This is a genomic window from Paenibacillus sp. PK3_47 (genome assembly GCF_023520895.1).
In the GTDB taxonomy this organism is placed as follows: Bacteria; Bacillota; Bacilli; order Paenibacillales; family Paenibacillaceae; genus Paenibacillus_AQ.
The window spans coordinates 683241-694822 of record NZ_CP026029.1 but is presented as its reverse complement, the minus strand read 5'-3'; the positions used below and the strand labels follow the sequence as shown (position 1 = coordinate 694822).

General features: G+C 50.2%; 10 protein-coding genes. 8 read left to right on the top strand and 2 right to left on the bottom strand.

Annotation, left to right across the window (positions count from 1 at the left end):
* The first annotated feature begins 4 nt into the window (after positions 1-4).
* The 7 genes from C2I18_RS03285 to C2I18_RS03255 all read left to right on the top strand — a co-directional run bounded on the left by C2I18_RS03285 (position 5) and on the right by C2I18_RS03255 (position 5537).
* Entirely contained in the window at positions 5-763 is a 759-nt protein-coding gene (locus C2I18_RS03285) for an ABC transporter ATP-binding protein (RefSeq protein ID WP_249901990.1), read from the top strand.
* Positions 764-845: 82 nt separating this feature from the next.
* Entirely contained in the window at positions 846-1817 is a 972-nt protein-coding gene (locus C2I18_RS03280) for an SMI1/KNR4 family protein (RefSeq protein WP_249899865.1), read from the top strand.
* Positions 1804-2340 (top strand): hypothetical protein, encoded by a 537-nt coding sequence (locus tag C2I18_RS03275; protein WP_249899864.1) that lies wholly within the window; start codon positions 1804-1806, stop codon positions 2338-2340. The genes C2I18_RS03280 and C2I18_RS03275 overlap by 14 nt, the downstream gene beginning before the upstream one ends.
* 105 nt (positions 2341-2445) lie before the next feature.
* Positions 2446-2979: a DinB family protein gene (locus C2I18_RS03270; RefSeq protein ID WP_249899863.1), complete on the top strand. Its 534-nt coding sequence runs from the start codon at positions 2446-2448 to the stop codon at positions 2977-2979.
* A gap of 10 nt (positions 2980-2989) precedes the next feature.
* Positions 2990-3505 carry a GNAT family N-acetyltransferase gene (locus tag C2I18_RS03265; RefSeq protein ID WP_481857915.1) on the top strand — a complete coding sequence of 172 codons (516 nt, stop codon included), beginning with the start codon at positions 2990-2992 and terminating at the stop codon, positions 3503-3505.
* Positions 3506-3630: 125 nt separating this feature from the next.
* Positions 3631-4437: a class I SAM-dependent methyltransferase gene (locus tag C2I18_RS03260; protein WP_249899861.1), complete on the top strand. Its 807-nt coding sequence runs from the start codon at positions 3631-3633 to the stop codon at positions 4435-4437.
* Positions 4438-4565: 128 nt separating this feature from the next.
* Entirely contained in the window at positions 4566-5537 is a 972-nt protein-coding gene (locus tag C2I18_RS03255) for an SseB family protein (RefSeq protein WP_249899860.1), read from the top strand.
* A 738-nt stretch (positions 5538-6275) separates the two neighbouring features.
* On the opposite strand, the gene C2I18_RS03250 is transcribed toward C2I18_RS03255, so the two are convergent.
* Together C2I18_RS03250 and C2I18_RS03245 are read right to left on the bottom strand one after the other, a co-directional pair.
* Positions 6276-7886, bottom strand: a complete 1611-nt coding sequence (locus C2I18_RS03250) for a response regulator (RefSeq protein WP_249899859.1) — start codon at positions 7884-7886, stop codon at positions 6276-6278.
* A complete protein-coding gene (locus tag C2I18_RS03245) occupies positions 7883-9628 on the bottom strand; it encodes a sensor histidine kinase (protein WP_249899858.1) in 1746 nt (581 codons plus the stop codon). Before C2I18_RS03245 ends, C2I18_RS03250 begins: the two co-directional genes overlap by 4 nt.
* Positions 9629-9946: 318 nt before the next feature.
* Between C2I18_RS03245 and C2I18_RS03240 the strand changes: the two genes are divergently transcribed.
* Positions 9947-11554 carry an extracellular solute-binding protein gene (locus tag C2I18_RS03240; RefSeq protein WP_249899857.1) on the top strand — a complete coding sequence of 536 codons (1608 nt, stop codon included), beginning with the start codon at positions 9947-9949 and terminating at the stop codon, positions 11552-11554.
* The last annotated feature ends 28 nt before the right edge of the window (positions 11555-11582 follow it).

The window sequence follows — 11582 nt, the reverse complement described above, 5'->3', positions numbered from 1 at the left end:
GATGATGAGAAGGTTGATTGCTGGTGAAGAGATCGAGAAGATTTACAGCCATGACGATGAACGGCAGAAGGTTCTTGACGGGGTATCTGTGAGCATCGGTGAGGGGGAGTTTGTTTCGGTGATGGGGCCTTCGGGTTCGGGAAAGTCTACACTCTTGTTCGCGCTGAGCGGGATGGATACGGTTGACGGCGGTCAGGTTGTGTTTAACGGCAGGGAGCTGGGGGAACTTAGAGAAAATGAGCTGGCTGACCTGCGCCGGAAGGAAATGGGCTTTGTGTTCCAGCAGCCTACGCTGATGAAGAATCTGAATATCCTGGACAACATCATTCTTCCGTCCATGCGGGACAACCGGAGGAACGTCAAAGCCATCACTGAACGAGCCAGGCTGCTCATGGCCCGGACCGGCATTGCCGGACTGGAAAAGCGGGGGATCACCCAGGTGTCAGGCGGGCAGCTGCAGCGTGCAGGCATTTGCCGGGCGCTGATGAACCGTCCCAGGATTATTTTTGGCGACGAACCGACCGGGGCACTGAACCGGGAAGCCGCGGAAGAAATCATGGATCTGTTAGCTGAGATTAACGACGAAGGGACAGCCGTAATGCTGGTCACCCACGACGCCAAAGTTGCGGCGAAGACCACGCGTATTCTATTTATGAGTGACGGGAAAATCGTGAGTGAGCTGACGCTGCCGCAGTTCAGAGGGGCGGATCTAGAAGAGAGGATGGAGAAGGTGATGGTCAGGATGCGGGAGACCGGGATCTAGCGGAAGTGGCGCGAAAGAGCAGCAAGAATGTATATTGGATATATTCTGTAGAACATCAAACTTGCGAAACGGGGTCTGCTGTATGTCTGTATTTCATGCAAAAGATGATTGCCGCCTGATCAGGATTTTAAAAGAGTACATACCGGATGTTGAGGACCTGCTGAATCCTGCAGCTGGGGAAGCGGAAATCACTGGAGTGGAGGAGCTGATCGGGTTCCGGTTCCCGGACGAATTCAAAAACTTATATTTAAGACATAACGGAGAGGGAGATCAGGTGTTTGGCGTCATGTCCGGGCTTAGCTGGATGAACCTTCAGTCAGCGGCTGCTGCATGGAGAGGGTTCCAGGATTCAGCTTATGACATTGTTTCCGGCAGAGCGGATGCAGTCAAAGAAGGGGAGTATAGAAAAGGATGGGTCCCGTTTGCTGAAGACGGAGGCGGATCATTTCTGGTTATGGACCTGGAACCGGCAGCAAAGGGGAGCTATGGCCAGATCATCACGTTGGACCGCAATTCAGATATTTCCTATGTGCTTGCAGACAGCCTGGAGCAGTTCTTTGGATTCATTGAATCGGGCTTCAGGAATGGCGAGATTCGGGTTACAGACGGGGAAGAGGTGATGCTGATTGAACGCAGGCATGGACATCTGTTCGACGACGTGGCGGCATTGACCCAAAGTGACAATGAAACCAACAGCCTCATCCCAGTCAGCGGATTTTGGGCAGCGTATTTTGCAGAGGAGATGGATGGCGGTTATATTTCTGCCGCAGCATTGAGCAAACAGAGGATGGTCTTTATCAAGGCTGATGCAGCGGGGAAATACGGGGCAGTTTCGCTGGATTTTTTAACCCGCATGCCCAATCTCAAGGAGCTTATTATCCATGCCGCTGAAATTATAAATTACGATGTATTCAAACAGCTGCCTTCTTTAACAAAGCTTGTAATAGGGGGAAAGTCCTTTAAAGAATCTGGATGTACAGTACTTGCCGTACTTGGAGAATTTAAGGGAACTTACCTTAACGGGCCTTTCATTAAACGATTTGTCCAAACTTAAGGAGATCCCGAAATTAAAATCTCTCAGGCTTAACCGGGTTGACGCCTTGGACAGCCATACGATAGGAACCTTGGTGAATCTGACGGAGTTAAGCATGGAAGAAGTGGAAGCCGGCGATCTGGGCTATATTGCTGACCTTAAGAAGCTAAAGAAACTCGAACTCAAGAGAGTGACAATACCTGACCTGGCCTTTTTAAAAAATCTAAAACATCTTACCACTTTCAGCACAGACGAGCGGGCACGGGATGAATCCCATCTGGCGGTCGCAGGCGAACTGCGCAAATTGGTGGAGTTTACGTATCCGGCCGGCGATTTGTCCATATTCAGAGATAGTGCGGCTCTCCGGGAGATTGGGGTAGATGCAGCAAGGTATAGCGGATTGGAGCAGATTTCCGGGTGTAATCTAAAAGGCATTACGATATTTGGAGCCGCCTCGGAGGAAGAGGCACACGCAGTAGTCGCCGAGTTCAAAACCTATTTTAGCCTCCAGTCCTACGGATGGCAGGTTACGTGGAAAGAGTAGAGCTGTTTGGGGAGACATGAGCTTTTCTTCATGGGAGATATGGTGAACTTTCATTTTACGTACATGTACAGCTTCATTATGATGTGACTAAAAGGAGGGATTTAGTTGATTCCACTGATCACGTACGTGTTGGAAGATATGAATAAGCAGCTTGAGCGGATGGAGAGAAGCTTGAATCTTTTAAATGAGGATCTGGTTTGGAACAGAACAAAGACTTCCATGAACAGCATCGGTAATCTTTGTCTGCATCTGGCAGGTAACGAATATCAGAATGTGGTCAGCGCCATAGGGAACAGGCCTTTCGTCCGGGAGCGTACCCGCGAATTTACGGCTGAGGGGGGAATGTCAAAAGAAGAATTAATCCGCCTGCTCCGGGCTACCCGGTCTCAATCGGAAGAGATTTTATCTGCTTTGACGGAAGAGGATTTGTCCAGGGAGGTCATTATCCGCTTTGAGCGCGAAGACTGGAACCGGATGCACCGGAGTAATGCCAGTGAAGGTGAAACCTGTGACACCCGGGTGATTGGCCGCCTGCTGGTTCAGGTAGCAGCGCACTATGGATATCATGCCGGTCAGATTGTGGTGCTTGCCAAAATGCTGCAGGATAACGATGTCCATGTTTCCGGACAATACCATTGAGAAAGGGGAGATGCCTGTGATCAGAATGGAGCAGTTTGAACGTCAAGACTTTATGCAGCTGATTGGCTGGATCGAGTCGCCGGAATTCATGGTACAGTGGGGCGGGAGAACATTTAACTACCCTTTAACAGAAGAGCAGCTGGAGAATTACATCCGCAGTAATGCGCTTATCTACCGGGTGGTATATGAAGAGAATGATGAGGTCATTGGCCATATCAATTTAACGGTTGATCCTGTTAATAATTCCGGAAGAATAGGTAAGGTGATCGTCGGGCGCAGAGACCTGCAGGGACAGGGCATCGGGCAGCAGATGGTGCAGAAGCTTCTGAACATTGCATTCGGAGAGCTGAAACTGCACAGAGTGAGCCTCGGTGTATTTGATTTTAATCATGGAGCGCTGGCCTGTTATGAGAAAGCCGGGTTTGTAAAAGACGGTTTCCTGCGCGAAGCGCGTAAAGTTGGCAGTGAGTACTGGAATCTGTGGGAAATGAGCATGTTGGAACAAGAATGGCTGAGGAGACAGTGAAACTGCTATACGGCATAGACCTTTTATAATCATGCTCTCCCTTGATGGCACAGATCTTTACTGTGTAAAATATTGGATGTAGCGAATGCAGTACGCCAACATTTTATTGGAAAAGGGAGCTGTCTATGAGTTATAACTGGATCCATGCGGAGGAGTTTTCGATGAACAGCTTTCTTCTGCTGGACCGCTGGATTATTGAAATGATTTGCCGTGATTACCGCGGGTGGGCGGAGTTTGCGGATAACCTGGGAATTGCACTGGCTTACAATCCGGCGGTTGCCTGGTACTTCATGCATAAAAGTCCGGAAAGCAAAACTTATGTTGACCAGATCATAGCAAAAGCCCCTGGTAATCTTACGGCTGATGAGGTTCGCAGAGCTGAGGTGTTTGTGCTTCAAGCTATGGAAACTTCTGTTGTGTATGCTTATCCCGAAGTGATGAACCGGAATTGTAACTACATCTATGATTGGGATAAAGAGCGGCTGCTGGAGCTTGCGGATTTTACAGATAAAATAGTGCTTGATATCGGAAGCGGTACAGGACGGCTTGCCTTTGCAGCAGCGGAACAAGCAAAGTTTGTCTATGCAAGTGAACCCACCGGCAGCCTGCGGGAGTACATGCGTGACAGGATTAAGCGCGAGAAGATTAGCAACATGGTTGTGGTCGACGGGACGGCTGAGTGTATTCCTTATGCCGATAATAGCTTTGATATTGTGATGTCAGGGCATGTGGTGGGCGATCATTATGATCTTGAGCTGAATGAACTGGCCAGAGTGGTCAAAAACGGCGGTTACCTCATCGACTGTATCGGGGATGACGATAAGCATAGAAGACCTGATGAGGAATTACTGCGGCGGGGATTTGAAGTCTTTTACCATGTCAGTAAATCCGGCGGTGATATATACAGATACCGGAAGCAAATAACAAAATGAACCGCCGCTGAAGCGGCGGCACTGAGGGGAATGCCTGTCTCAGCTGCCGCTGTTTCTTTTTGGCGTCCCCTGTCTAAAAAATGATAAATAGCAATCCATATTTTTCAATTAGAACAGGAGACATAGAGATGAATAATGACTGGAATAACGGAGTGGAGCCGGGAATTCATTCTAATTCTGAAATGTCGGTGACAGCAAGCAGCGGGCTTGCGGTTCAGGACTTGATTCTATTGTTTCAAGCGGCGCGGAACTCTGCAGACGGCAGGGTGCCTGAGGCAGAGCATCTGGATGAGAGTACACTATATGAGGCGATCAAGAGAGCCATCTTACATGCCGAAACGTTATATATCGCTTATGACGTTCATACGAACTATCCGTACATCGGCGCTAATGATCAGGTATGGGTATTCACGGAGGAAAGGTTCTCGGCGGAAGCGGCGGATTATTATTTGCAGCAGTTCATCCAGCTTGAAATGAGACGGATCGGCCGGGAGGAAATCCGAGTCCTGCTTGCCGAGCTTCATGTACTGGGCATCCCCGGTATCCTGGTGGATAACGGGCAGAATACGATTGTGATCCGCAGGGACGAGCTTTTGCCGCCGCCGGATTGGAGCGGTACTCCGGAGATCAGCATTCCTGTTAGCAATCCGGGGCTGCAGTATGCGATGCTGAGCTTTTTTCAAGGAATGTATTCCCGGCAGCAGTATGAAGGCAAAAATCAGGTTCTTCGGGCGGCAGAAGCCCGGATGCTGGACGAACTCGTACAAGCCAAGTTTCTGGTACCGATGCAGCTGAAGGAAGAAGAGCCGTCGGCCGCTGATGAGCAGGGGCGGAAGACGTTGCAGCAGGGAACGGTGATCCAGTTTGCTTCACTGGGCGCAGAGAACGGAGAATCCTGGCTGCCGGTCTTCACAGATTGGCTTGAATTTGAAAAAGGATACGACAAAACCGTATGGAGCGCCAACGTCTCTACCTATGAGGATATTGTCGCGCTGTCGGAGAATATGGCCGGCGCCGCCATTAACTTCCGGGGAATCGGGTTCCGGCTGGATGAGAAGAATAAGCGGATGATTGCTGAGTATTTGCGTGAGCGGGGATAGCAGGTGGATTGGTGGATTCGTTGGTGAAGGCAGGTCTGGTATAGTAACAAACTTGAATCAGGCAAACAGCGGCAGTCCGGGAGCTTTATTTAGGGATTGCCGCTGTTTGGTTTGTTTATTGGTCGGAATTTGAAGCGGCGCGATATAGCGGCCTGATTATCTGCTGTAATTACAGCCCTGTTGATTAGTCGTGTTATGCAAATTTGCCTTAGGAAGCATGTGCAGATCAAGCTAAGTGGAATTTCTCCATCTAATTCTCCGCTAAATACCGGTATTCCAATGCTTAGTGGAAAAACTCCACCTAAATGGACAGAATGAGCCTCATACGTGCTATAGGTGCCCGAATAGGTGGAGGATTTCCAACTAAAGCCCCTAAATGATGAAAAAGCACAGGATTAGGTGGAGAAAATCCAATTAAGCTCTGTAATTCTCTCACTAGGGTAGACTTTGTTGCACAGGAATTACATTTTATGGTAAATAAATCACAAAATACAGCAGAAGGGTGTTTGCCGCTGATTTCCAGGTATTCTATCCTGAAATAACAGTGTCCACTGCCTTCATGCTATCGCTACGCATGATCCAGCACCCTCGAGCTATCGCTACGCATGATCCAGCACCCTCGAGCTATCGCTACGCATGATCCAGCACCCTCGAGCTATCGCTACGCATGATCCAGCGCCCTCGTGCTATCGCTACCCGTGTGCTCCCGCTACCCGCATATTCCGCTCCCTTTCACCGCTACCCCACCCCATGCGCCTGCTCCTTCTTATACTCATTCGGCGACAGGCCGACCTCCTGCTTGAACAGCTTCGAGAAATAGGAATAGTTGGAATAGCCGGTTTTGCTGGCGATCGTGTAGACCGACAGGTTGGTTGTCTCCAGCAGGTGCTTGGCGGCGGCGATGCGGACCTGGATGACATAGCTGCCGAGGGAAATGCCGGTTTCGCGCTTGAACAGCCGGGCCAGATAATCCGGATTAAGATAGACTATCTCTGCCAGATCATTGCGTGTCAGGTCATCTCCGTAGTGCTCATGGATGTACTGCTTGATCTCCTCGGCGATCGATTTGGGCTGGGCGGCGAAGTCACGGTATTCCATAGCGGTATTGACCAGATACCTCAGATATTCCTCCATATCCTCGATGGAATGCAGGGAGTGGAGCAGCAGCTTGTCATTGGCCTTGCCGGCATAGAGTTTATGGGCCTGAATGCTTTTTTGCTTGAGAAAAGAATAGACAAGCTGCTCCATATCCAGCCGGAACAGGCTGAGCACTGAGGTATCGAGTGACTTGTGGCTCAGCATGGACCGCAGACAGCGGACCGCTTCCTCCAGAAAAGCAGCCAGCCTGTTCTGGTTCAGCAGCTCTTCCATCTGGGCCAGATCCGGCGGAGTATAGGCGGATTTGGGCTGGCGCAGATAGTTCTCCACCAGATACGTCTGATTCCGGCATTTTGTCAGCTCTTCATCCATGGTCATCAGCTGTTTCAGAATGTCGCCGATATGATGCAGTTCACCTGCCAGGCCGATGTTGCAGCAGGCGCCGCATTTAAGATAAGGACCGGACTTTTGGATAAAAGAAGCCCCCGCAGCCTGCAGCGCCGATGCATCCTCCGGAAGCTGCTTCCACTTGAGAATGGCGATCCAGTTGTACTCCTTCACTTCGAGAATACTTTCGATCGTATATGCAGCATTCTGCAGCAGCTCATAGAGCACATTCAGCAGCGCAAAGTCGAACAAATCCTTCTCTTCCTTGCCCATGCTGCCGTTATGCGGAAAAACATTAAACAATACCGGCTGGATGAAGTCGTTCATCTGGTAGGAAAGGTTTTGTTCTTCAATGGCATGAGTGATGTCCGCCCGTCTGAGCGGGAAGGAGGTGCTTCCGCTGACCAGCCTGCGCCAGAAATGCTCCAGATTTTTGGACTGGTTCTTCTGCCAGAAGTAACCCCCGAGAATAGCCTGCTCGTTGCTCTCCTGTTCCTTGGCGCGGACAATAGCCTTTTGGATAATCAGCATCAGCTTGTCAAATTCAATCGGCTTGAGAAAATATTCAAAGCTCTGCAGCTCGATCGCCTTTTGGGCATAATTGAAATCCGCGTAGTTCGTCAGGAGAATCGCCTGCACGCTGTAATTCTGCTCCCGGATCCAGGCCAGCAGCTCCAGGCCGCTGCCCTGCGGCATTTCAATATCGGAAATCAGGATCTGCACGCGGTGATTCAGCAGAACTTCCCGCGCCTGGGCGACATTGCTCGCCGTATACACGTTTTCAATGCCGAGCTGATTCCAGTCGATCTTTTTCTGCAAAGCGGCAATTACGTAGTAGTCATCGTCCACCAGCAAAATATTCATAAGCCACGCTCCTCTTCTAATGATGGTTCCGGAAGATCCGGCAGCAGCAGGGTGACACATGCCCCGCCTCCGGGCAAATTGGAAAAGCTGACGGCCGCCAGACTGTAATACAGATACTCCAGCCGTTTCAGCGTGTTCATAATCCCGATATGCGTACCTTTGCTCTGATCCAGCGGCAGTCCGGCATCCAGTTTCTCAAGCACCTCCGGCGGGAAGCCCGGTCCGGTATCCGAGAGGGTGATCTGCGTCCCCGGAATGCCGTCTTCGAGGATGCAGCGTTCCACGGTAAGGCGGATCCGGGTTTCATTTTCCCGGGAGATGGCATATTTAATGGAGTTCTCGATGAAGGTCTGCAGCACCAGCGGCGGAATTTTTACCTCCCCGGCTTCTTCGGGCAGCTCAATGTGATAGCTGAAGGCGTCACGGTAGCGCTGCTTCTGAATCTCCATGTACATCTGCACATGTTCAATTTCATCCGCCAGCGGCACAAAGTCCTCGCCGTTCTGGAACAGATAGCGGAAATACTTGGAGGTAGACATCGCCATATCCTCAATTTCCTGATACATTTGAATTTGAGCCATGCTGTAAATGCTGGTCAGGCAGTTCAGGAAGAAATGCGGCTTGATCTGCTGCTTCATATAATCCAGCTGGATTTGCTGCTTTTCCAGCTCCTGTTCGTACATGGCAATCTTGAAGGTTTTGATCTGCTCTACAAGATCCTTGAACTGGGAATTGGCCTGCTCCAGCTCAATGATTTTGCTGCCCCTGGAATCCGCCGGCTGGCTTTCTTCATTAATACGGGCTAGGTTTTCGGAGAAGCTCTGAATCGGACCAAGTACTCTTTTGTTAAAGAACAGCATAATGACGAACAGCGAAGACGTAACAATGAAGAACAGCAGGACGATCAGGAGCTGGGCAATCATAATTTTTTCAAAAGCTCCGAATTTGATCACCATCTTGGCGCTGAACGTGGTACCGAGGAATTCGCTGATAATTGTGGTGCGCGGCTGCACCAGAGAAGAGAATCCGGTGTTTTCAGCAGTCGGTCTGCCTGTGCTATTAGATACGGGACCGGAAAGGGCGCTGCCTTTATCATCCACGAGTGAAGCATAGCCGTTAGCCCCCAGGTTAATCTCCTGAAGCGGGCGGATCAGGTTATCGGCAGAGATTAATCCAATCAGATAGCGGTTGTAATACGGAACGATATTCACCACATAGTATTTGCCGTTCACGAGGACAGGGGTCCATTTGGAGTAGAACTTCTCGTACACCTCCTTGTCATCGATAAAAGAGATAATCTGCTTTTTCAGCTCCAGGTAGTCTGTATAGTCCACACTCAGCGGGGCACAGTTCAGGAAGTAGGACTGGTTCTGCAGATAGTAGAAAAAGTTGTACTCCTGCCCGTAATTTTTCTGCAGCTCGGTAAAGCGCTTACGTAAATTCTCGTTGGATTTGAGAAATTCGATGCTGTTGATCCGGTAGGCGTTCATCATATTCAGCGTCTCGTCATTCGCCAGCGTCCAGCCCATGTAGTGGTTCATGTAATCAAAATCATGATTGATCCGGTTGATGTACAGCGCCGCCGTATCCTTCAGATAGCGGGTGGACTGCTGTTTGACAATCATAATGGAAGTGATGCTGATGACGAGATCTACAATGAGCACCGTAACCGCAATCAGAATCATGACTCTTACATAATGGCGGATGGGCAGCGGCTTGGGTCCTGCTGTTTTTTTGGACATCACGTCGGTTGTACCGTGTCCTTTCTGCTAGAGCTTTGCTATGACTACGTTTTTATAAGTACAAACACATTATAAAACCTTTACGCCAAAAAAACATAAGAACAGAAGGGCATTTCACCGCAAAGTCCGGAAAGCGCTAACAAAAGTCTGGAAACTGTTATTTTATCATCGGTGATGCGGCATTCCGGCAGGGCGGATGGGCGGGTGCAGCGGCAGAGGTCCGAATAACGGTGCCAAAGTGTCCGGAATGCAAAGACCGGGGCGGTTATGATTAGACATGTAAAGAAGGCCACACATAAGAAACGGGGGAGTTACACAATGGTTAAACCAGTCAAGAAAACGCCGGTTAAAAAACTGGCCACTGGACTTTTGGCAGCTGTGATGTTAGCCGGACTTGCGGGCTGCGGCGGCGGTAACAACGGGAATAATGCAGCAGAAGGCGACACGGGCGCATTCAACAAGGAAGGCCTGCCGATCGTCAATGAGCCGTTAACCCTGAAGGTGCTGACGGTCCGCTGGGGCAGTATGGGCGATACGTTTACCCAGAACCAGTGGCTCAAGGATCTGGAGAAGAATACAAATGTCAAAATCGAGTGGGAAGTCATGTCCTCCAATGACTGGGCGGAGCAGAAATCGATTATGCTGGCAAGCGGTACGCTCCCGGATGTAGTTCTGGGCAACCAGTCCTTCTCGGATTCCGACATCGTTAACAATCTCAGCTATTTCCGGCCGCTGGATGATTATATTGACCAGTACATGCCTAATCTGAAGGCTGCAATGGAAGAAACGCCGGATATGAAAAAGATTAGCACGTTCCCCGACGGGAAAATCTACTCGCTGCCGACAAGACTTCCTTCCCGTCCAAAAAGCTCACGCCAGCCTGTAATCAACAAAACCTGGCTCGACAATCTGGGCCTTCAGGTTCCGGATACTATCGATGACCTGTATAACGTACTGAAGGCTTTCAAAGAGCAGGATCCGAACGGAAACGGCAAGGCCGATGAAATTCCTTATATCGAGGTCAGCAATGACCTGATCAGTCCATTCGGAATCGCCGATCTCAATGTCAACAACATGCTGGTGAAGGACGGCAAAGCTGTATATTACCCGATTTCCGAAGAGTACAAGGAAGGCCTGAAGTGGGAAAACAAACTGTACACCGAAGGCCTGCTCGATAAAGAGCTGTTCACACAGGATGAAACGATGAGATCTGCCAAGTTCCAGAATCCGGACGCGCCGATTGTAGGCTTCACGTACCAGTGGACCCCGGATGCCGTGTTCGGCAAATGGAGTGACCAGTATGTGACCATTCCGCCGATTGCCGGACCGGATGGCAAACGCTACACGATCGGCAATCCGATCGGGATGAACCTGAACCGCAACGAGCTGCTGATTACAACGTCGACCAAATATCCGGAGGTTGCCGCACGCTGGGCTGACGAGTTCTATACGAATGAAGCCAGCATCCAGAATTTCTGGGGCGCGATCGGCACCGTTATCCAGAAGAACGACGACGGCACCTACAGCCTGATGGACCCGCCGGCCGGAACAAGTGCGGATGCCTGGTACTGGGACCAGTCACTGCGTGATTTCGGTCCGAAATATGTGAGTCCTGCCTTTGAAGAGAAAATTGTCCTCAGCGAGAAGAGCGGAGACGGGCTGAAGCTGCAGCTGGATAAGCTGGGCAGTGAATTCGTCACTACGCCGTTCCCTAATGTGATGTACACAGCGGAAGAATTCGAGGAGCTGCCTACGCTGACCACGGATATTGATACCTATGTGAACACAATGCGCGCCCAGTTTATTACTAAAGGAAATATTGATGCAGGCTGGGATGCCTATGTGAAGCAGCTGAACGACATGGGTCTTGAAAAGCTGATCAAAATCCGCACGGATGCGTACGGGCGTTATATGGATGTGAAGTAAGCAAGGGCTGTGGATGTCAATCCTGGAG

What these genes read in the sequence shown, in the direction of transcription:
- C2I18_RS03265 (WP_481857915.1), top strand. Translation starts at nt 2,990, where the DNA reads ATGCCTGTGATCAGAATGGAGCAGTTTGAACGTCAAGACTTTATGCAG.
- C2I18_RS03255 (WP_249899860.1), top strand. Translation starts at nt 4,566, where the DNA reads ATGAATAATGACTGGAATAACGGAGTGGAGCCGGGAATTCATTCTAAT.
- C2I18_RS03260 (WP_249899861.1), top strand. Translation starts at nt 3,631, where the DNA reads ATGAGTTATAACTGGATCCATGCGGAGGAGTTTTCGATGAACAGCTTT.
- C2I18_RS03250 (WP_249899859.1), bottom strand. Translation starts at nt 7,886, where the DNA reads ATGAATATTTTGCTGGTGGACGATGACTACTACGTAATTGCCGCTTTG.
- C2I18_RS03240 (WP_249899857.1), top strand. Translation starts at nt 9,947, where the DNA reads ATGGTTAAACCAGTCAAGAAAACGCCGGTTAAAAAACTGGCCACTGGA.
- C2I18_RS03280 (WP_249899865.1), top strand. Translation starts at nt 846, where the DNA reads ATGTCTGTATTTCATGCAAAAGATGATTGCCGCCTGATCAGGATTTTA.
- C2I18_RS03285 (WP_249901990.1), top strand. Translation starts at nt 5, where the DNA reads ATGAGAAGGTTGATTGCTGGTGAAGAGATCGAGAAGATTTACAGCCAT.
- C2I18_RS03245 (WP_249899858.1), bottom strand. Translation starts at nt 9,628, where the DNA reads ATGTCCAAAAAAACAGCAGGACCCAAGCCGCTGCCCATCCGCCATTAT.